The organism is Rugamonas fusca (genome assembly GCF_014042365.1).
In the GTDB taxonomy this organism is placed as follows: Bacteria; Pseudomonadota; Gammaproteobacteria; order Burkholderiales; family Burkholderiaceae_D; genus Rugamonas; species Rugamonas fusca.
In genome coordinates this window covers 151,749-173,091 of the sequence record NZ_JACEZS010000002.1, presented here as the reverse complement: position 1 = coordinate 173,091, position 21,343 = coordinate 151,749, and the positions used below count along the sequence as shown (strand labels likewise).

Sequence of the window (21,343 nt, the reverse complement as noted above, 5' to 3'; positions counted from 1 at the left end):
GCGCCGGATGGGGCAGGGCGCGACGCAACCCGCAACCCGCAACCCGCAACCCGCAACCTGCAACCCGCAACCCGGCCTGCGTCAGGGCCGGCCATGCCTGGCCATCATGGCATGGTCAAGTCCAGATCGAGCATCCTGCCCAGGGCGAAGGTGACGAATCCCAGGCCCAGCAGCGATAGCGCGAACACGACGGCCGCGTTACCGCTCGCGCGCAACACCGCGCGCACCTCCTTTTTCTTCTCTTTCTCCTTCTTGCCTTGGTCGTAATGCCACTTGATGGCGAAGAACATGCCCGCGCCGAGCACGAGCAGCTTGAAGGTCACTAAGACTACAGGGATCCATTCCATCATTTTGCGTATTTCCAGGTTATGACTTGACACCGTCTGGCGTGAGGCGCACGGTCTGCCACATACTACTTGAAAGCAATTTCCATACATTGTGACAAAATGTCCCAGTTGAAGACCATACAAGATGAAGATGTGCCGATCTGGTTGCCGCGATTGGCCGCGCACGGCGGCCCCCGTTTTTTGCAGATTGCCGATGCGTTGCAGGCGGCGGTGGCGGCTGGATCGCTGAAACCGGGCGACCGTCTGCCGCCGCAGCGCCAGTTGGCGGCACAGCTGGACGTCGACCTGACGACGATCACGCGCGCCTACGACGAAGCCAGGCGCCGCAACTTGCTGGAAGGCCGCGGCGCGCGCGGCACGTATGTCGCGGCGCCGAAAGTCGACTTGATGGCGGTGCTCGACCTGAGCATGAACACCCCGCCACCGCCCGATGGCGTGGACTTCGACGACCTGTTGAAACAAGGTTTGTCCCAGGTGCTGATGCGGGCCGATAACGCGTCGCTGATGACTTACCACCTGGCCGGCGGAAGCGACGCCGACCGCAAGGCTGGCGCCACATGGCTGGCACCGATGTTTGGCCAGCTCGATGCCCGGCAGGTGGTGGTCTGTCCCGGTGCGCAGGCGGCGATCGCTGCATTGATCCTCGCGCTCACGCAGCCTGGCGATGTCATCCTGGCCGAGCCCGCCAGTTATCCCGGCTTGCGTGCCGCGGCGACCCAATTTGGCCGGCACATCATCGCGGTGGAGGCGGACCAGCACGGCATGCTGCCTGAGAGGCTGGAGCAGGCGTGCCGCCAGCACCAGCCTGGGCTGCTCTATCTCAATCCGACGTTACAGAACCCGACCACCATCACCATGCCGGAACGCCGGCGCGAGGCGCTCGCCAGCATCGCCCAGCGCTGCAATGTACGCATCGTCGAGGACGATCCCTACTGGCTGCTGGCCGATGCCGCGCCGCCCCCCATCGCCACGTTTGCCCCGCAACAGGTGGTCTACATCTCAACCCTGTCGAAATGCCTGACGCCCGGCTTGCGCGTCGCCTTCGCGCTGATCCGCGATCCGCACGAGCGCGAACGTTTCCTGTGCGCGCTGAGGGCATTTGCGCTGATGGCCGCGCCCCTGACGGCCGCACTGGCCACGCAGTGGATTCTCGACGGTTCTGCTGAACGATTGATGGCCGGCGTACGCGACGAGGCGCGCCTGCGCCAGCGGATGGCGCGCGATCTGCTGGCCGGGCGCTACAGCGGCGCCGGGGACGGCCTGCATCTATGGCTCGCATTGCCGGCCTACTGGCATTCCTTGCAGCTGGCGCGTGCGGCCGACAGCGAGGGCATCGCTGTCACGCCGGCCGAGGCATTCGCGACGGGCAGCGTATCGGCCAATGCCATTCGTCTCTCCCTGGGTAACATCAAGGACCGCGCGCGCCTGCGGGCGGGACTGCAGCGGCTGTCTGACCTGCTGGCGCGGCGGCCCGAGTCGTTCAGCGCGGCCGTGGTTTGACTGGCCTGGCAGCCGCGGCGCGTTTCAACTGGCGCACAAGGTGTGCAGGAAATGCAGGTGCTGGCTGACGGCGCCCCGTTCGGCGCGCCGTTGCGGGTCGCTGTCGTGGGCGAACTCGTCGCGGATGGCCAGGCACTCGGCCAGCGCCGCTTCCAGCGCGCGCAGCATGCCGGGCAGGCCCGCTTCCTCATACCACACGGGAAGCAGGTGCATCAGGGCTTGCACGGCCGCTTGTTCGGACTGGATCAGCACATGGTCGGAGGTCAAGGTGGCACTCACTTTCTTGGTTCGGCGCGATCGCGGCGATCGCCGGCCCCCGCGCCAGGCGGCACGGTGACGGTGAAAACAGTATAGACCATTTCACGATAAAAGTTTCCACAAAAAAACACCCATTGTTTTGCTGATAATTTTGTGTTGCGCTTTTGACGCAAGCCCGCGCGCGCCGCGCGGCGCACTTCTGTGCTGCATCAATGGCCGCTTCGATGCGGCCAGTATCGTCAGTGGTGGCGCCGCCTGTCGCGGCCCACGGACCCCCGCACAGGAGACATTCGATGGCCACCACTGCACACACCCATGTCATTCCGGGCAGCACACAAACGGCGCTGGTCGGCGCCGTCGCGCTCGGCCCGGTCGATCCCGAACAGATCATTGAAATCACGGTGCGCCTGCGGGCGGCGCCGGAGCGCGGCGGGCCCGACCTGCAGGCGCTGGCGGCCGACCAGCCGCCCGCCAGCCGGCGCTACCTGAGCCGCGAAGCATACTGCCAGCAGCATGGCGCCAGCCACAGCGACATCGTGTCGGTGGAAATGTTTGCGCGCCAGCATGGCATGGCCGTGATCCGCAGCGACGCGGCCCAGCGCCGCGTGGTGCTGTCGGGCACGGCAGCAAGCATGGAGCACGCGTTCGGCGTGCAATTGCAGGACTATGAATTTCCGGACGGAACCTACCGGGGCCGGGAAGGGGAGCTGCACGTGCCGCCGGAGCTGGCCGGGGTGGTGGAGGGCGTGTTCGGCCTGGACGACCGTCCCGTGGCCACGCCCAAGCTGCAGCGGCAGGAGTCCGATGGCCGCCTGCAGGCGGCCGCCGCCGGCGTGTCGTACACGCCGCCCCAGCTGGCCAGGCTGTACAACTTCCCGCCGGGGCTCGACGGCACGGGCCAGTGCATCGGCATCATCGAGCTGGGCGGCGGCAGCCGGCCGCGCGACTTGAAGACGTATTTCGCGGAACTGGGCTTGCCCTTGCCGGTGGTGAAAATCATCTCCGTCGACCACGCCAAGAACCGGCCCACCACGGCCGACAGCGCCGATGGCGAAGTCATGCTCGACATTGAAGTGGCTGGCGCCATCGCGCCCAGGGCTACGATCGCCGTTTATTTCGCGCCCAACTCCGAGCGCGGCTTCCTGGACGCCATCACGGCGGCCGTGCACGACAAGGTGAACCGGCCATCCGTGCTGTCGATCAGCTGGGGCGCGCCCGAATCGCGCTGGACCGGGCAAGCCATGACGGCCTTCGAGCAAGCGTTCACGGAAGCGGCCGCCATGGGCGTGACGGTGCTGTGCGCGGCCGGCGACAACGGTTCCACGGACGGCGAGACCGATGGCCGCCAGCACGTGGACTTTCCCGCCTCGGCGCCTCATGCGCTGGCCTGCGGCGGCACCCGGCTCGACGTGGCCGCTGACGGATCGACCACGGAAACCGTGTGGAACGAAGGCCCCAACAGCGCCACGGGCGGCGGCTACAGCGCGTTCTTCTCCCGTCCCGACTACCAGGCCGTACTGGGCGAGGACGTGACCATGCGCGGCGTGCCGGACGTGGCCGGCGACGCCGACCCGGCCACCGGCTACCGGGTGCGGGTGGACGGGCGTGAACTGGTGTTTGGCGGCACCAGCGCCGTCGCCCCCCTGTGGGCCGGCTTGCTGGCGCTGCTCAACCAGCAGCTGGGCCAGCCGGTGGGCTTCATCAATCCCTTGCTGTATGGTTCGCTGCGCTGCGAAGGCGTCACCCGTGACATTACGGAGGGCAACAATGGCGACCAGCAGGCGGCCACCGGCTGGGATGCCTGCACGGGCTGGGGTTGCCCCGATGGACAGAAGCTATTACAAGGATTGATGCGCTAGTTAGTTTCCGTGCGGCAAATAAGTGTGGCGTTCTCGCAAGCAACTTCCGGCTTCTTGTCTGGATTGTGGGAAATATGGGATGAAACGCTGTTACAATGTGTGCTAATTAGTGTTCCTATTGGTCACTATCCAGTGCGGGCGCGATCAGCGGCCCGCGCAGCGTGTTTTGTCTCTTTTTCCGGAGCCGATTATGCAGATGAACGGACCGTCCTTCGCGGCCACCGTGACCGCGACTGGCACTTATCCCGACCGTACGCCCAACACGGACCAGATCGCCGCCCGCCACGTGGCGGCGGCCCACGCCCATCCGGCCATTCCGGCCCAGGACGGGAGCAATGTCGTGCCCGTGCCATATGCGGCGGCGTCGCAGGCGGGGGCCGATGCCGCCCGCAAGACGGCCGACGAGGCGGCGCGCCAGGCCAGGGAGCAATTCGACGCGGGCCTGCAAAAGCTGGCCAACCGGCCCGAAGCCCAGGCACTGCAAGCCCGCCTGGCTGGCCAGGTACGTCCGGCGGCGGACCAGCAAGCCACGCCGGCCGCCAACGACAGCCACGCGGCCGACGCCAAGCCCGCGCCCGTGCCGGCCGAATCGGGTAACGACCTGGCGGCCGACACCAATCACGACGGCAAAGTCAGCGATGACGAGCGCATGCGCTTTGTCGCGCCGCTCACCTACCGCAGCAGCGAGCGGCTGGCGGCGCTGGCCGACAGCCCATCGGCGTTCTCGCTGGCCGAAGCGAACCGGGCCTACGGCCAGGTCGCGGCCCAGGCCATCGCGGCCTGAGGCGGCAACCGTTCCAGGCTGCGCGCCGGCATCCCGGCGCGCGAACCGTCTCGTGGCCGCCCTGTGCGGCCACGTTGCCCTCCACCGCCGCGACATCGCGGCGCTGTCTCAGTCCTTGTCAGTCCTGGAAGCTGGCCGCGCGCTTGGCCATGCCGGCCATCATCGCTTCCTGCAAATCGTTGGACATCAGCATGGCCGCGTTCCACGTGGCCACGTAGTTGAGGCCATCGGCCACGCTGTGGTCGCGCGCGTAGGTAATCATCTCCTTGCAGCCGCGCACCGACAGCGGCGACTTGCTGGCGATGGTGGCGGCGATCTCGCGCACGCCCGCGTGCAGCGCTTCCTTGCTGTCGAACACGCGGTTGACGAGGCGGATTTCGCGCGCCTCGGCCGCGTCCACCTTGCGCGCCGTGTAGGCCAGTTCACGCGTGATGCCCTCGCCGATCAGACGCGGCAGGCGTTGCAGCGTGCCCACGTCGGCCGTCATGCCGATGTCGATTTCCTTGATCGTGAAATAGGCGTCGGCCGAGCAGTAGCGCATGTCGGCGCAGGTGATCAGGTCGATGCCGCCGCCCACGCAGGCACCGTGGATGGCCGCCAGCACGGGCTTGCGGCAGCGTTCCAGGCTGGTCAGCGTGTCCTGCAGGTCGAGGATCACGCGGCGCAGGGACTCGCGCGTGCGGCCGTCGCAATCGTTGCGGATCTGGCCGCCCAGGCCCATCATCATCTGCAGGTCGATGCCGGCCGTAAACAGCTTGCCTTCCGCCTCCAGGATGGCCACGCGCGCCTCGGGCGTGGCGTCCACCCACTGGAACGCCTGGCGCAACTCGTGCCACATGGCCAGGTTCATGGCGTTGGCCTTGTCGGCGCGGTTGAGCTTGACGACGGCGATGTGCTCTTCCAGGTGGACGGTCAAGGTTTCATAGGTCGGTGCGGTCATTGCGGTCCTTTCTTGCCATCTGCATGGCGGGGAGGTTGGAAATTTAGTTGGCTTCGGCCTTGGCCTGGGCCGGCTTGCACATCAGGGCCAGCACGTCCAGGTAGCCGGGCGGTTCGGCGCACAGGCCGCGCTCGCGCAGCAGGTTGTGCGTCGCCTGCAGGCGGAAATAGGGCACGGCCGGCATCAGGTGGTGTTCGATGTGGTAGTTCACGCGCAGCGGCGCCACGGTGGCGCGCGCCAGCAGGCCGGCGCGCGTGGTGCGGGTGTTGCGCAACATGTCCGTGCTGTGCTCCGTGCAGCCGTGTTCGGCCATCGAGCGGATGCGCATGTACAGGCTGTAGGTGGTGAAATAGGCGGCCAGCCAGGCCAGGTACAGCCAGGCGTGGCCGGTGGCCGCCAGCGTGCCCAGCAACAGGGCCTGGAACAGCAAGTATTGCCAGCCGTTGCGGACCAGGTCGCGCAGGCGGTCGCGCCAGGTGCGGCCTTGCTGCGGCAAGCGTTCGATGTCGCTGGCCACGGTCCAGCGCAGTACGCCCGCGTTCATCAGCAGCAGGCCGAATTCGCGCTTGAGGCCGGAGATGCCCACCACGTCGCGCAACAGCTTGCGCGCCAGCGAGGCCGGCGTGGTGGGGAAGGGTGCGGCCAGGCTGCGGTCCGTGTCCTCGGGCGTGCCGGTCTTGGCGTGGTGCTGCAGGTGATGGCGCCGGTAGCGCCGCAAGTCCACCCCGATGGCGCTGCCGCAGGCATAGTTGCCCACCAGCTCATTCAGGCGGCGGCTGCGGAACAGCGTGCCATGCGAGGCGTCGTGCATCAGGATGGCCAGGCTCAGCTGGCGCCCGCCCAGCACCAGCACCACCAGCAGCCACGTGAACGGATGGGGCCAGCGCGCCAGCGCCACGAAGCACAGGGCGATCACGCCCCAGGTGAACAGCACGGCGCGCCAGCCCATCAGGTCGGAGCGGGCCGTGAGGGCGGCGATTTCATCGCTGCTGAAAATGTCGCTGAGCTTGCGCCTGGGTGGCGCGTGGGTGGGGCTGGTCATGCTGGTCGTCTCCGTCGTGGTTGTTTTGGTGCGATGGATGTTGCAAACGTCAGGGCGCGAACGCGATGTGCATGATGGCGTCCACGCTGGCCTGGCGCAGCCCGTCCAGTTCCGCGTGGGCGGGACGCTGGCTGGACACAAAGGTCATCACGCCCACCATCTGCCCCACGATCAGGGCGCTGCGCAGCTCGCACTGGGCCGGCGCCATGGCGGGCACGATGTCGCGGATCAGGTTGCGCACGGTGCGGCGCGCGCGCGTGAGCACGGCGTCGAACATCTGCGCCGCGTATGGATGACGGTGGGCCAGCGCCGCCACTTCGAAGAACAGGCCGCTGGCGATCTGGTCGCGCAGCTCCTCCAGGCACAGGTCGATGATGGACGCGAACAAGGCCATGCGGGGGCTGTCGCCGGCCTGCGCCATGCGCTGCTCGATCACTCGCTGGTAGCGGTCCAGGAAGTGGGTCAGCAGCGCTTCGACCAGGTCGTCGCGGCTCGGATAGTAATGCTGCACGGTGGACAGGCTGATGCCGGCCTGCTGGGCCACGCTGCGCATCGACAGCGCCGCGTAGCCATCGCGCGCCAGCGTGGCGCGCGCCACCTCCAGGATGGCGTCGGCCCGTTCCTGGCCCTTGGTGGTGGTGTGCGATTCCTTGCTGCGCAGCGGCTGGACGTGCATGGCCTGCTCCATCGTGGAAAAAGGCCATGGTGCGGCATTTTTCAAAATCGGTCAAGTGACCGATTTTCACGGGGCGGGCGCGCAAGGTTGACAATTTGATCAATGGCCAGCAGTATTGCCTGACACCCACAACCGCCAGGCACCATGACACCGACCCGCATCGCCCTCCTGCTGACCCTCGCTTGCGCCGCGACCGGCGCTGCCCGGGCCGACACCGACGCGCCCATCACCAGCGTCACCCTGTATCCCGGCAGCGCCATGGTGGAACGCAGTGGCGCCGTCCAGCCCGGCATGACCCACCTCGACCTCAGCGGCCTGCCGGCCGGCTTCGACCTGCGCACCTTGCGGGTGCAGGCCTCGGCCGGGGTGCAGGTGGGCCAGGTCGTGACGCACGACGTGGGCAAGGAGGAGGCGGCCAACGCGCGCCAGGCCGAGCTGGAAGCGCGCATCCTGGCCCTGCAGGACAGCAAGGACGTGCTCAACGTGGACGCCAAATCGGCCGCGCTGGTGCAGAATTACCTGGAGCATTTGAACGGTGCGGCCCCGGCCGACCGGACCCCGGTGGCCGCCGACGGCAAGGCCATGGGCGCCATGCTCGACACCATCCGCCGCGGGGCGCACGACGCGTTCAGCCAGATCCAGCGCACCCAGGTGCAGGTGCGCGAGATCGACCGCAAGATCGCCGTGCTGCAGGGGGAGCTGGACAAGGTACGTGGCGGCGGCCGCGAACAGCGCAGCATCAGCGTGCAACTGGCCGTGCGGCAGGCGGGTACGGTGCGCGTGTCGTACCAGGTCAATGGCGCCGGCTGGAAGCCGGTCTACCGCGCCAGCCTGGATGCGGGCGCGTCGCGCGTGGAGCTGGAACGGCTGGCCAGCGTCTCGCAAAAGACGGGCGAGGACTGGAACGGCGTGGCGCTGAAGCTGTCCACCGGCCAGCCGCGCCGCTCGCCGGACGCGCCCGACCCGCAACCGCGCCTGCTGACCTATTACAAGCCCGTGGTGCAGAACAGGATGGCCGAACCATCGGGCTACGCGGCGATGGCGGCGCCGGCGCCGGCGCCCGCGCCGGTGATGGCGATGGCCACGCGGGCGCCGGCCGGTGAGCACTACATCCCGCCCGTGATCGAGGAGCAGGGCGCGTTCGATACGGAATTCAGTGTACCGAACCGCGTCACCCTGCCGGCCGACGGGCGTGAAGTGACGGTGGCGCTATCGAGCCAGGCGGTGGCCGTCACGCAGCGCATCCGCGTGGTGCCGCGCCAGGACAAGGCGGCCGTCGTGACGGCCGAAGCGGCGCGCCCGGCCGGCGTATGGCTGGCGGGGAATGTGCAGCTGTTCCGTGACGGCGGCTACGTCGGCGCCACGCACTGGAACCCGCAGGCGTCGGAGCGGCTGGTGCTGCCGTTCGGGCGCGACGAGTTGATCCGGGTCGCCGTGGACCGGGCCAGCCAGCAGTCCGGCACGGGCGGCTTGTTGTCGCAGCACGGCGAGCGCGCGGTGACGGACGTGTACACCATCACCAGCTTCCACGCGGCGCCGGTGCGGGTATTGGTGCTCGAGGCGTCGCCCGTCAGCACCTCCGACGAGATCAAGGTGCGTTCCACGTTCGCACCCCAGCCCACGATCACGCAATGGGAACAGCGCCAGGGCGTGGTCGGCTGGGACCAGCAACTGGCGCCGCATGAAACGCTGAAGATCAGCGCCGGCTACGCGATCAGCTATCCGAAGGAAGGCACCGTCACCGGCCTGCCCTGGTAATGCCCGCCAGGGTTATTTGGCGTCGCGCTCGGCGCCGTAGGTCTTGACCAGGTAGTCGACCATGGCCGGAATGTCGGCCTCCGGGAAGGGGGCGCCGAACGGCTTTTTCATTTTCTTTACCGTCGCCTCCCAGTAGGCGCGCGTCATTTGCGGCGGCTGGGTCTGGATGTAGTGGACCGAGTGGCACAACATGCAATTGCGTTGCGCCAGCGCGTAGCCGGGCAGGGGGCTGGGTTTGAACAACGCCGTTTCGGGCGGCAGTTCGATTTGCGCTGCGTGGCAGGCCGGCGCGGCCAGCGCGGCCGCGCCAAGGATGGCGATCAGGTGTCCCATTCGCATGACGTTCTCCTCAGACGGCGACGACGCGCACGGTTTCCACCACATTGCGCATGTAGCCTGGCGGGTTCCATAGCGCCGTCATGGGCTGGCTCTGGCCGATGCGGTTGACGGCGCGTACCTTCAATTCATAGGTGCCCTTGCGTGGCGGGGTGAAGCCGATGCTCCAGCGCCGGAACGAATAGCGTCCCAGGTCCGGCCCCAGCCGCGCGGCCTGCCAGCTGCGGCCACCGTCGGACGAAAACGCCACTTCGGCGATCCCATGGCCGCCGTCGAAGGCGATGCCGCGCACCTCGAGCGGGCGGCCGCGCTGGATGGGCGCGCCATCGGTCACGCTGGTGATGAAGGAGCGCACGTTGAAGCGGCTGATCGGCACCGTCTTCGCGGGCGCCACGCCGGGCGCCGTGCAGGCGCAGGCGTTGTCGGGGATGCGGTAGGCGGGGTTCATCCAGAAGCCCTCGAACGGATGGTCCAGCACCGTGATGTCGGACAGGTGCTTGACCCAGTAGGTGCCGTAATGGCCCGGCACCACCAGCCGCAGCGGGTAGCCGTTCAGGAACGGCAGGTCGGCGCCGTTCATTTGCCAGGCCAGCATCACTTCGCCGTCCATGGCCTGGTCCACGCTGAGGGCCTTGATGAAATCGGGCCCGTCGCCCGTCGGCGGCGTATCGAGGCCGTTGAAGCTGACTTGCACGGAGCCGGCCTTGACACCGGCCTTTTCCAGCACGGTCTTGAGCGCGATGCCGGTCCAGCGCGCGTTGCCCATGGCGCCGTTGGCCAGCTGGCCGCCATTCACGCGCGGCGTGAACAGGCCGCGGCTGTTGCCCGAGCACTGGTTGACGGCCACCACTTCCACCGCCTCGCCCAGCTGGCGCAGCTCCGCCAGCGACAGCGACAAGGGATTGGATACATTGCCGCCCACGTTCAGCCGGTAGTCCTGCAGTTCGATGGAAGTGGGAATGCCGCTCCAGTGGTAGCGCACGAAGAATGCGTCGTTGGGCGTGATGTCGTACTCATTGAACAGGGCGAACGGGGTTTCCAGCTGGGGTGGACGGGCCGAGAGCAGGATCAGGGGCCGCTTTTGCGGATACGCCACCAGTTCGCGCACGCCGTTTTCAAACGGCAGCGTGACGGTGCCCGCCGCCGCAGCCCATGCCGCCAGGGTGTTGCCGCCCAGGGCGCCGGCCGCGCCCAGGGTGCCGGCCTGTCTGAGGAAGGCGCGCCGCCGTGCGGCCGCCAGGGTGGACTGCGGGATGGGTGCCATGCTGGTCTCCGGTATCGTTACAGGATCGGACAACAGTGCTGCACCGGCAAGTATCGCAAATTACTGGCCCGGCAGGTAACTTCCTGCGCGGGCCCGGCGAAAAGAAGGGGGAAGTGTTGCGTGGCGGGCGTACCGGCGGCGCGCGGACGGCGCCGCCGGGAGGGGATTACCAGTCGTCGCCGCCGCCACCGCCGCTGTTGTCATCCCACGAGCCGCTGTCGCTCACGCCAAAGTCGGTGCCGCCCATGTCGTCGCCGGCCAGGTTGTTGCGCTGGGTGGGGTCGTCGTAGATGATGTCATTGCGGCTGTCGCTGTGGCTGCGCTCGCGATTGCTGTCGCCCTCGGTGAAGTGGCGCATCAGCGCCTCGCCCGCCACCACGCCGGCGCCGACGGCCGCGCCCGTGGCCAGGCCGCCCATGATGCGCGAACCCATGCCGGGGCCTTGCGGCTGCTGGCCCATGCCTTGCTGGCCCCAGCCCTGCGGCTGGCCGTAGCCCTGGTTGTAGCCGGGGTTGTAGCCTTGCGGCGCGCCCGGCGCGTACGGCGCCATGCCGGCCGGGCCTTGCGCCTCGGCCTGGCGGCGCGCCATGAAGCGGCTGGCCAGCACGATGAAGCCCACCAGGCCGGCGCCCAGGATCAGCAGCATGCCCCACGGCAGGCCGCTATTGGCTGGACGCGGCGCCGGCGCCTGCTGGCCGTAGTTCGGGTGCGTGATGGGGGCCGCCGCCGCGCGCTGGGCCGGGGTGGGCTGGGACATCACCAGGCGCAGTTTTTCCACCGTGCCCGGTTTGGCGAACGGCAGGCCCGGCGCCAGTTGTTCAGCCTTGCTCAGTTCAGCCTGGGCCTGGCTCATCTTGCCTTGCTTGGCCAGCAGTTCCGCTTCCACGAAGTGGGCCTTGCCGCTGTTGGGGTGGTCGCGCAGCACCTGGTCCATCATCGCTTGCGCTTCCGTGAATTTACCCGCTTCGGCGGCCAGGTAGACCTCGTGCATGGTGGGATCGGCCGCGAACACGGGGGCGCTCAGCGCCAGCGCGGAAGCGATCAGGGTGGTGCGGACGAGTTTCATTGCAGTCATGGTTAAAGCCTCCGTGAGAGATGGGCACCAGATAGGGGTGGCGGCGGATTTTACAAGAGTCGCAGGCAAGCGTGACTTTTTCTTCATATTAACATTTGCATACAGCAATATTTGACCTCATTTGATATGGATCAAGTATTTTTTCGATTAGAATACATACACTGTTCGGCATCCCCAGTTTACCCCCAACGCCGTAATCATGACCACACCTCCGCTGCCATCGGACGCGTCCCCGATGGCAGATGCCTCCCCCGGCCATGGCGCCCTGCAGCGCCGCACCACCTTGGCCGATGCGCCACGTGACCCCGATTTCAGCCCCCGTTCCCACAATTGCGACTGGCTGCAGTCGGGCGGCGCCTTGCCCGGCGGGGGCGTGCCCGATCAGGCGGGCAGCCGGCCCGATTTCAGCTGGGCCGTGCTGGATGCGCTCCCCGCGCGCCTGGCCGTGCTCGATGGCCATGGCATGGTGGTGGCCGTCAACGCCGCCTGGCGCCGCGGCGCCGCCACGGCCGCCGGCGACGGCGCCTCGCTGCACGCCGCCGTGGGCAGCGATTTTCCGGGCCTGTGCCGGCTGGAACTCGGTGCGCGCGACAGCGACGCGGCCACGGCCGCGCACGATGGCGTGCTCGATGTGCTGGCCGGCCGGCGCGCGGCCTACAGCCTGGAGTACCGCGGCGCCCACCCGCGCCAGGACAGCTGGTGGCGCCTGCGGGCCGTGCCCGTGGGCCAGGGCTGGCCCGGCGCCGTCGTCACGCTCGACGAGATCACGGCCAGCCGCCGCAACGAGGAGGCGCTGCGCGTGGCCGCCGTCGCGTTCGAGACGACGGAAGGCATGCTGGTGACGGATGCCAATGGCGTGATCCTGCGCGTCAACAAGGCCTTCACGGCCATCACCGGCTACGACTCGCACGAGGTGGCGGGCAAGACCCCGGCCGTGCTCAGCTCGGGCCGCCATGGCCCCGATTTCTACAAGACCATGTGGCAAAGCCTGCGCGTGCGCGGCCGCTGGGATGGCGAGATCTGGAACCGCCGCAAGAATGGCGAAGTGTATCCGGAGCGGCTGACCGTGACGGCGGTGCGCAACGCCGACCAGCTGGCCACCCATTATGTGGCCTCGCTCAGCGACATCACGCTCAGCAAGGCCGCCACCGACGAGATCAAGAACCTGGCGTTTTACGATCCGCTCACGCGCCTGCCCAACCGCCGCCTGCTGCTCGAGCGCCTCAAGCAAGCCTTGCACGTGCTGGGGCGCAGCCACAGCATCAACGCCCTGATGTTCATCGACCTCGATAACTTCAAGACCCTCAACGACACGCTGGGCCACAACGTGGGCGACCTGTTGCTGCAGCAGGTGGCCGAGCGGCTGCAAGCGTGCCTGCGCGAGTGCGACACGGTGGCGCGCCTGGGCGGCGACGAGTTCGTGGTGCTGATCGAGGGACTGGACATCGACCCCATGGGCGCGGCCACCAAGACCGAGATGGTGGCGCACAAGATCCTGGCCAGCCTGAACCAGCCTTACCAGCTGGCCCACCACAACTGCCGCAGCACGCCCAGCATCGGCATCACCCTGTTCGCCGACCACCGCCAGCAGCCCGACGAAGTGCTGGTGCAGGCCGACATCGCCATGTACCAGGCCAAGAAGGCGGGCCGCAACGGCATGCGCTTTTTCGACCAGCAGATGCAGGACAACATCACGGCGCGCGCCCAGCTGGAGGAGCAGATGTGCCTGGCGCTGGAGCAGGACCAGTTCCGCCTGTACTACCAGGTGCAGGTGGACCAGCAGGGCCGCGCGCTGGGCGCCGAGGCGCTGATCCGCTGGGAACGGGCCGATGGCAGCTTCGTGTCGCCGGCCCAGTTCATCCCGCTGGCCGAGGAGACGGGCCTGATCCTGCCGATTGGCGACTGGGTGCTCGAACAAGCGTGCGCCCAGCTGCACGCGTGGCAGGCCGACGCGCGCACGCGCGCGCTGGTGCTGGCCATTAACGTGAGCGCGCGCCAGTTCCGCCAGCACCAGTTCGTCGAGCACGTGCGCCACGCGCTGGCGCGCTACCGGCTGCCGCCCGGCGTGCTCAAGCTGGAACTGACGGAGAGCATCCTGGTCGACAATATCGAGGAAACCATCGCCACCATGAAGGAGTTGAAGGCGCTGGGCATCAAGTTCTCGCTCGACGATTTCGGCACCGGCTACTCGTCGCTGCAATACCTGAAGCGGCTGCCGCTGGACCAGCTCAAGATCGACCAGTCCTTCGTGCGCGACCTGGCCACCGACGGCAGCGACCAGGCCATCGTCAGCACCATCACGGGCATGGCCGCCAGCCTGCACCTGGATGTGATCGCGGAAGGGGTGGAGACGGAGCTGCAGCGCCAGCGGCTGGAAGCGGCCGGCTGCCGGCATTACCAGGGTTACCTGTACGGCCGGCCGTTGCCCTTGGCCGAGTTTGAACAACTGGTGCAGCGCTGCGGCGTACCTGCGGACTGAATAGCGGGAGCTAGCGCGGGGAAATCGGGACGGCCCCCGCTTGGAATGTTGCTGCGTCCCGAATGGTTTTGAATGTGCTACGTCCCGTATTGCTGGGCATTCTCGCGGGGCGCGCCTAGTGCTTCTCCGATCACCCCGGCCACCATGTCGGCCGTGGCGGCCGACAGTGTCCAGCCCAGGTGGCCGTGGCCGGTGTTGTAGAACACGCACGGCGCCTTGCCCCGGCCCACGCGCGGCATCAGGTCCGGCATCATGGGCCGCAGGCCGGCCCACGGCGTCACCTCGCGCGTGCTCACGCCGGGGAAGCATTGCCGTACCCAGTCCACCAGCGGCGCGATGCGGTCGGCGCGGATGTCGCGGTTAAAGCCGTTGAATTCGGCCGTGCCGGCCACCCGCAGCCGGTCCTCGCCCAGCCGGGAGGACACCAGCTTGGTGGCGTCGTCGAGCAGGCTGACGGCGGGCGCGGCGGCCTGGCTGGCCGCGTCGTCCAGGCGCAGCGTGATCGAATAGCCTTTGACGGGATAGACGTTGACGCGGTCGCCCAGCATGGCCGCCAGGGCGCGGCTGGCCGTGCCGGCGCAGATCACCACGCCGTCGTAGTCGCTGGTGCGGCCTTCGCCGTCCTGCTGTACGGTGACCAGGGCGGTGGCGCCGTCCGTCGCCACGGCGCGCACATCCTGCTCGTAGCGAAATTCCACGCCCAGCCGGGCCGCCGCCCGTGCCAGCCCGGTGGTGTACAGGTGGATGTCGCCCGTGCTGTCGCTCTCCGTGTAGTAGCCGCCGTAGTAGCGGCCGGCCAGCGCCGGTTCGATGGCGCGCATTTCTTCCGGCGTGACGGCGCGCCGTTCCAGCCCGCCGCGCGCCAGCAGGCGCGAGACGGCGGCCGCGTGCTCGAAACTGGCGCGGTCGCGGTAGATGTGCAGGATGCCTGCGCGCCGGTGGTCGAACGCGATGCCTTCCTCCTCGGCCCAGGCAAACAGGTGGTCCCGCGCGGCGATGGCCAGTTGCGCCAGCGCGATGGTGTTGCGCTCGTAGCGCGGCATGGCGGCGATGAACTGGGCGAACCACGACAGCTTGTGCCAGCTTGGGCGGGGATTGAGCAGCAGCGGGGCGTCGCCGCGCAGCATCCATTTCAGGGCCTTGGCGATGGTGCCCCAGTGGTTCCATACCTCGGCGTGGCAGGCCGACAGCTGGCCGCCGTTGGCGTACGAGGTTTCCATGGCCGCGTAGCGGTGGCGTTCGAACACGGTGACCTGGTAGCCGCGCCGGGCCAGCGCGTAGGCCGTGGTGACGCCGGTGATGCCGCCGCCGATAACTGCGATAGTCGTCATGATGTGTGAGCTAGGCGCGCGCCGCGAGGCCGGGACGGTGCGGGTGGCGCGCAGGGTGCGATGCCTGTGGTGCGCGCATACTGTACCCGAAGCCGGCCCCCGGCTCAATGGCTTTCTGGGGCGGCTAGCCTGGCCCGTGGAGAAAATGCTCGACCGTGTCGCGGATTTCGCCATCTTGCTTCATGTCGCGGATGATGGCGTTGAACTGGCGGATGAAGTCCTGCTTGTACGGGAAGCGGCCGTCGTCGCGCATGGTGTAGCCCAGGTGGCCCTGTTCGGCGCTCAGGGCCGCCGTCTCCTCCACGGCCAGCGCGCCGGCCTCGATCAGCTTTTCATGGCGCAGCTTGCCCAGTTCCCACACGATGGATAGGCGGTCGTTGAGGTAGCAATCGATGCGGCCCTTGAGCAGCTTGAGCAGGTTGAGGCGGCTGCTGCGGGCCGGCAGGGCGCTCAGGCGGCCGGCCCGCGCGGCCTCGTCGAACGCCTTGCCGCCGCTGAGAAAGCCGGCGTTGTAGCCGATGCGCAGGCCGTAGTAATCGGCCGGCCAGTACTTCAGTGGCCGCCCGGCGATGGCCGGCGCGTTGCAATACACCACCAGTTGTTCGGCCATGATGGGCTCCGAGTAGGCCATGTAGGGCCGCTCCGCCGGGCGCAGGTAGGGCGGGTAGAGCGCGAAGCTTTCGCCCGTCTCCAGCTTGACCAGGCCACGCTTCCACGGTACCGGTCGCAGCTCGACCTGATATTCCGGCATTTTCTTGAGCGCGGCCTGGATGATGGTGGTGTAGATGCCTTTCATTTCGCCGTTTTCCAGGTAGGAGTAGGGCGGATAATCGTCATCGCCATAGATGGTGACGGCGATCGGCGCCGCGCCGCCGGCCGCTGCCAGGGGGGCGGCGGCGAGCGCGCCACAGGCCGTCAGCAGACTGACGGTCACGGCGTGGGGCAGGAGGGCGGCCGGGAAGTTCATCGCCTCCTCATTAGGCGACGACGCGCCGCCATTGTCAACCGGGCGCCGCTGGGCTGGGCTGTGCGCGCCACGGCTGAGGTAAAGGGCAATATTTCGTTATGGGAATTACATTCCTGTTGTTATTAAGTATTTCTTTGTAGATATATCTTTCAAGCTGTGCTATCGTTGGGCCGTGTCGTGACTTTCCCTCTCGAAAGTCGCCTGTATTCATGTGGCATTTCTTGCCAGCTGTCGCAACCGACAGCGTTGATCGACAATTTGTCCAACTCTGCCCCGAACCCGTGTGAGTCTGGAACTGTGTCACGGATGCTTGCCGCCCGAATGGCAAGCGCGTTGTCCTTTCCCCCCAAACTCAAACAAGCAGAGGTGTGACTTGGCTACTTCCACGGTCTCCGTTTCGTTCACTGATGGTTTCGTCGGCGATTACTTCAAGAACAACGAAGCGATCAATGCCCAATACATGTCGGCGCTGGGCTGGTCCAAGCTGCAGTTCGCCCAGACGACCGACAATGGGCAGTTCGGCGGCACCCAGGGGAATGACTACAGCGGCCAGATCATCGTCACCGACGCGCTGGGCGTGGTGCACACCATCGATGGTGTGATCAACTGGCGCGCTCCCAGCGGCAGCGTCAGCACCATGGTGTTCTATGCCACCGGCAGCGGCCAGACCCTGGCTACTGCGGGCGGCGGCAGCTACACCATCGACCCGTTCACGGAAACCAATGGCGATCCCCACACTTTCCTGGGCCTGACTTTCAATGGTGCCACGCTGGCCATCAGCGGCGGCGACGTCAACGGCAACGCGGCCACCAGCGGCCTGCTCTCCACACTGAACACCTACCTGGCAGCCCAGCCGCAACTGAGCATCGGCGACGCCAGCGTCAACGAGAGCGATGGCGGGGTCGACGTGACGGTCACCCTGAACAAGGCCAGCGCCGACACCGTGAGCGTCAATTACGCCACCAGCGACGGCACGGCCACCACGGCCGGCAATGACTACACGGCCGCCACGGGCAGCCTGTCGTTCGCCCCCGGCGAGACCAGCAAGGTGATCCACATCGCCATCGGCGCCGACGCCACGCCCGAAGCCAGCGAAACCTTCAACGTGACGCTGTCGGCCAGCTCGTTTGCCGCCATCACGGATAACCTGGGGGTGGTCACCATCAACGCCGACAGCGCTCCGGCCGCCGTCACGGTCAGCACCGTGCTCGCCGAGGATGCTGCCCACACGGGCGCCAGCCCGGTCGACAGCAGCGTGGTGGAAGGGGCCAGCCTGCTGTACACCGTGGCCCTGAGCGGTGCTACCGGCGGCGCCACCGAGTACACGCTGGCCATCGGCGGCACGGCCACCTCGGCCGATTACGGCAGCTTCACCTTCAGCGACGGCGTGGCCTGGAAGAATGGCGACGCGTCCACCGGCATCATCGTGGTGCCGGGCAGCGTGCGCGGCTTCACCGTCACCGTGGCCACGGTGGACGATACGGCCGTGGCCAGCGCCAAGAGCCTGACCCTGACGGTGGACGGCGTGGCCGCCACCGGCACCATCACCGATAATGACGGCGTGAGCGTGGCCAGCGTGGCGGCCGAGGACGCGGCGCATACCGGCGCCAGCCCTGCCGACAGCAGCGTGGTGGAAGGGACCAGCCTGCTCTACACCGTGGCCCTGAGCGGCGCCACCGGCGGCGCCACCGAATTCGCGCTGGCCATCGGCGGCACGGCCTCCTCGTCCGACTATGGCAGCTTCACCTTCAGCGACGGCGTGGCCTGGAAGGATGGCGACGCCCACACCGGCATCATCGTGGTGCCGGGCGGCGTGAGTGGCTTTACCGTCACCGTGGCCACGGTGGACGACGCGGTGGTGGAGAACGCCGAGAGCCTGACCTTGACCGTGGGCGGGGTGGCCGCCACCGGCACCGTCACCGATAACGACAGCCAGAGCGTGACCAGCGTGACGGCGGAGGACGCGGCCCACGCCGGCGCCAGCCCGGTCGACAGCAGCGTAGTGGAAGGGGCCAGCCTGCTGTACACGGTGGCCCTCAACAGCGCCAGCCCCAACGCCACCGAGCATACGCTGGCCATCGGCGGCACGGCCTCCTCGTCCGATTATGGCAGCTTCACCTTCAGCGATGGCGTGGCCTGGAAGGATGGCGACGCCCACACCGGCATCATCGTGGTGCCGGCCAACGTGAGCGGCTTCACCATCGCGGTGGCCACGGTCGATGACGCGGTGGTGGAGAACGCCGAGAGCCTGACCTTGACCGTGGGCGGCGTGGCCGCCACCGGCACCATCACGGATAACGATAGCGTGAGCGTGGCCAGCGTGACGGCGGAAGACGTGGCCCATACGGGCGCCAGCCCGCTCGACAGCAGCGTGGTGGAGGGCGCCAGCCTGCGTTACACGGTCGCGCTCAGCGGCGCCGGCCCGAATCCCACCGAGCACACGCTGGCCATCGGCGGCACGGCCTCCTCGTCCGACTATGGCAGCTTCACCTTCAGCGACGGCGTGGCCTGGAAGAATGGCGATGCCCACACCGGTATCATCGTGGTACCGGCTAACGTGAGCGGCTTCACCATCACGGTGGCGACGGTGGACGACGCGCTGGTGGAGAACGCCGAGCGCCTGGCGCTGATTGTGGGCGGGGTGGTCGGCACCGGCACCATCACCGACAATGACAGCCAGAGCGTGACCAGCGTGACGGCGGAAAACGCGGCCCACACGGGCGCCAGCCCGATCGACAGCATGGTCGAGGAGGGCGGCAGCCTGCGCTACACGGTGGCGTTCAACAGCGCCAGTCCGAATGCCACCGAGCACACGCTGGCCATCAGCGGCACGGCCTCGGCGGCCGACTACACCAGCCTCACCTTCAGCGACGGGGTGGCGTGGAAGGACGGCGACGCTGCCACCGGCATCATCGTGGTACCGTCCGGCGTGAGCGCTTTCGCCATCACGGTGGCAACGCGCGACGACAGCCGCGTGGAAAACACGGAAAGCCTGACGCTGACGGTGGGCGGCGTGGCCGGTACGGGCTCCATCCTGGACAACGACGTGGCGCCGCAGGCGCCCGTCACGGCACCGGACATGACGGTCAAGGTGGGCCCAGCCAGCGATGGCGGCGCCGGCCCGCTGGCCGCCTCGGAAGTCACCATCTTTGGCGGCAGCCAGCTCACGGAAGGGGGCTCGGTGCGCCTGGTAACGAGCACCGGGGCGGTGGTGGAAACCAGCGCCATCACGGCCGAGCAGGTGCAATCTGGCCAGGTGCACCTGCCCGGCCTGGTACTGGACGATGGCGTCTACACCTTCACGGCCCAGATCCTCGACAGCGCTGGTAACGTGACGGCGCACGCGCCCATCACCATGAACGTGGTGACGGACCGGGATGGCATCATGCCGTCGGTGGAGCTGGCTGCCAACGGCGGTGATTTCAACCACGACGGCGTCCCGGACTGGCAGCAGAACAATGTGGCGCAGCTGCCACTGGCCTCGGTGGCAGCCTTCCAGCAGGGTAAGCTGGCGCCGGCCGCCAGTTTCGGCGCCATCCTGGCCGGCCAGGTGGACCCGGCCCATCCGGGCGCGCCGGTGCAACTGGCGGCCGCGGCGCAATTGCTCAACCTGTCGGTCAGCGCGCCGGCGGCGCCACTGCCCGATCACGTGACGGCCGCCACGCCGCTGCTGCACTTCTCCGTCACCCAGCAGAGCGCCGCCCAGCCGCTGGCCGACATCGCGCCCGGCGTGCCGGGCTTGCAGCTGCGGGTGGTGATCGACCTGCCAAGTGGCGGCGTGCAGGCCAACGACTTCATCAAGTGGGACAGCAAGAGCCACACCTGGTACAGCTTCCTGGACGACCAGAATCTGGCGACGGCCGACAATGGCGCCACGCTGCTGGACTTGAACGGCGATGGCAAGGTGGACCGCATCGTCGTCACGCTGACCGACGGCGGCCCCGGCGACGAGGACGGCCTGGTCAACGGCACCATCGTCGACCCCGGCATGCTGGTGCAGCGCACCGCGCCGGCGCCAGCGCCAGCGCCCGATCCCGCGCCCGTGGTCCCCGTCGCGCCGCCCGCTACGCCGGTGCTGAGCGTGCTGCTGGCCAATGGCGACCGCTATTACACGACCGACGCGGCCGAGGCGGGCCGCATGGCGCAAGGCACGGGCAATGTGTTCGAAGGGGCGCGCTTCGATTCGCTGGCCGGCGACGCGGGGGGCCATCATCTGAACGCGGCGTTCCAGCCCTATACCCAGGATTGGTATTTCGCGGCGCCGGGGCAAGCCATGCCTTATTCGTGCTATAACGTGGTCGCTGGCGCGGCCGGTTTTGGCGCGGCGGCGGCCGGCGCGGCCGGCAAGGTCGATGTGCACCTGTACCAGAACGGCCTGGGCCAGACGCAGTTGCTCAGCAGCGCCGACGCCGGCGCGCTGGGCCTGGCCGCCAAGGGTTACATCGACCGCGGCGCCATGTTCAGCACCACCCAGGACAGCGCGTTCGCGTTCGACCCGGAAGGCTACCTGGTGGCCAACCAGGGCAACGCCGGCGTGCAAGCGCTGGTACGGCAACTGGCCGCCAGCTACAGCTCGGTGTCCGACGCCCGCTTTGTGGACGCGGTCGAGCAGAACTACCTGAGTCAGGTGCAGCTGGTGGGCGTGCAGCACGGCGGCGCGGCCGGCGCGGCGGAGTTGAACGCGGCGTTCGGCACGCACTTTGGCAATTGACGGCCAGCTGATGGCC

16 protein-coding genes are annotated in these 21,343 nt (G+C 67.9%); 6 read left to right on the top strand and 10 right to left on the bottom strand.

The features are described 5' to 3' along the window. Positions 1–104: 104 nt before the first annotated feature. Positions 105–350, bottom strand: a complete 246-nt coding sequence (locus H3H36_RS04055) for a hypothetical protein (RefSeq protein ID WP_182214358.1) — start codon at positions 348–350, stop codon at positions 105–107. A 96-nt stretch (positions 351–446) separates the two neighbouring features. Here H3H36_RS04055 and H3H36_RS04050 point away from each other — a divergent pair, with 96 nt between their 5' ends. Next, entirely contained in the window at positions 447–1,847 is a 1,401-nt protein-coding gene (locus H3H36_RS04050; RefSeq protein ID WP_182214356.1) for an aminotransferase-like domain-containing protein, read from the top strand. 24 nt (positions 1,848–1,871) lie between these two features. Here H3H36_RS04050 and H3H36_RS04045 read toward each other — a convergent pair whose 3' ends face one another. Further along, on the bottom strand, positions 1,872–2,126 hold the full coding sequence (locus H3H36_RS04045) for a hypothetical protein (RefSeq protein WP_182214354.1): 255 nt from the start codon (positions 2,124–2,126) through the stop codon (positions 1,872–1,874). Between the two features lie 272 nt (positions 2,127–2,398). On the opposite strand from H3H36_RS04045, the gene H3H36_RS04040 reads away from it, so the two are divergent. Next, positions 2,399–3,964, top strand: a complete 1,566-nt coding sequence (locus tag H3H36_RS04040) for a S53 family peptidase (protein ID WP_182214351.1) — start codon at positions 2,399–2,401, stop codon at positions 3,962–3,964. Positions 3,965–4,154: 190 nt separating this feature from the next. After that, on the top strand, positions 4,155–4,748 hold the full coding sequence (locus tag H3H36_RS04035; protein WP_182214349.1) for a hypothetical protein: 594 nt from the start codon (positions 4,155–4,157) through the stop codon (positions 4,746–4,748). A 118-nt stretch (positions 4,749–4,866) separates the two neighbouring features. Here the strand turns inward: H3H36_RS04035 and H3H36_RS04030 are convergent, their stop codons facing one another. The 3 genes from H3H36_RS04030 to H3H36_RS04020 are packed head-to-tail and all read right to left on the bottom strand — an operon-like array spanning position 4,867 to position 7,406. Continuing rightward, complete coding sequence (locus H3H36_RS04030; RefSeq protein ID WP_182214346.1) at positions 4,867–5,688, bottom strand: crotonase/enoyl-CoA hydratase family protein; 822 nt, start codon at positions 5,686–5,688, stop codon at positions 4,867–4,869. A 43-nt stretch (positions 5,689–5,731) separates the two neighbouring features. After that, positions 5,732–6,730, bottom strand: coding sequence for a fatty acid desaturase family protein (locus tag H3H36_RS04025; RefSeq protein ID WP_182214344.1), 999 nt, complete (start codon positions 6,728–6,730; stop codon positions 5,732–5,734). A gap of 49 nt (positions 6,731–6,779) precedes the next feature. Further along, positions 6,780–7,406, bottom strand: coding sequence for a TetR/AcrR family transcriptional regulator (locus tag H3H36_RS04020; RefSeq protein WP_182214342.1), 627 nt, complete (start codon positions 7,404–7,406; stop codon positions 6,780–6,782). Positions 7,407–7,550: 144 nt separating this feature from the next. On the opposite strand from H3H36_RS04020, the gene H3H36_RS04015 reads away from it, so the two are divergent. Next, positions 7,551–9,164 carry a mucoidy inhibitor MuiA family protein gene (locus H3H36_RS04015; protein WP_182214340.1) on the top strand — a complete coding sequence of 538 codons (1,614 nt, stop codon included), beginning with the start codon at positions 7,551–7,553 and terminating at the stop codon, positions 9,162–9,164. A gap of 12 nt (positions 9,165–9,176) precedes the next feature. Here the strand turns inward: H3H36_RS04015 and sorB are convergent, their stop codons facing one another. The 3 genes from sorB to H3H36_RS04000 all read right to left on the bottom strand — a co-directional run bounded on the left by sorB (position 9,177) and on the right by H3H36_RS04000 (position 11,839). Next, positions 9,177–9,503: a SorB family sulfite dehydrogenase c-type cytochrome subunit gene (sorB, locus tag H3H36_RS04010; protein WP_182214337.1), complete on the bottom strand. Its 327-nt coding sequence runs from the start codon at positions 9,501–9,503 to the stop codon at positions 9,177–9,179. 10 nt (positions 9,504–9,513) lie between these two features. Beyond that, positions 9,514–10,764 (bottom strand): SorA family sulfite dehydrogenase catalytic subunit, encoded by a 1,251-nt coding sequence (gene sorA / locus H3H36_RS04005; protein ID WP_182214335.1) that lies wholly within the window; start codon positions 10,762–10,764, stop codon positions 9,514–9,516. Positions 10,765–10,930: 166 nt separating this feature from the next. Then, positions 10,931–11,839 (bottom strand): tetratricopeptide repeat protein, encoded by a 909-nt coding sequence (locus tag H3H36_RS04000; RefSeq protein ID WP_182214332.1) that lies wholly within the window; start codon positions 11,837–11,839, stop codon positions 10,931–10,933. 235 nt (positions 11,840–12,074) lie between these two features. Here H3H36_RS04000 and H3H36_RS03995 point away from each other — a divergent pair, with 235 nt between their 5' ends. Then, positions 12,075–14,318 (top strand): putative bifunctional diguanylate cyclase/phosphodiesterase, encoded by a 2,244-nt coding sequence (locus tag H3H36_RS03995; RefSeq protein ID WP_182214330.1) that lies wholly within the window; start codon positions 12,075–12,077, stop codon positions 14,316–14,318. Positions 14,319–14,395: 77 nt separating this feature from the next. Here the strand turns inward: H3H36_RS03995 and H3H36_RS03990 are convergent, their stop codons facing one another. Both H3H36_RS03990 and H3H36_RS03985 read right to left on the bottom strand, forming a co-directional pair. Then, the gene (locus H3H36_RS03990; protein ID WP_182214327.1) at positions 14,396–15,823 is read right to left on the bottom strand and encodes a D-amino acid dehydrogenase; all 1,428 of its coding nucleotides are present in this window, start codon (positions 15,821–15,823) and stop codon (positions 14,396–14,398) included. Then, positions 15,774–16,616, bottom strand: a complete 843-nt coding sequence (locus H3H36_RS03985) for a substrate-binding periplasmic protein (protein WP_182214325.1) — start codon at positions 16,614–16,616, stop codon at positions 15,774–15,776. Before H3H36_RS03985 ends, H3H36_RS03990 begins: the two co-directional genes overlap by 50 nt. Positions 16,617–16,989: 373 nt before the next feature. Between H3H36_RS03985 and H3H36_RS03980 the strand changes: the two genes are divergently transcribed. Further along, a complete protein-coding gene (locus H3H36_RS03980) occupies positions 16,990–21,327 on the top strand; it encodes a beta strand repeat-containing protein (protein ID WP_182214322.1) in 4,338 nt (1,445 codons plus the stop codon). Positions 21,328–21,343 lie beyond the last annotated feature (16 nt).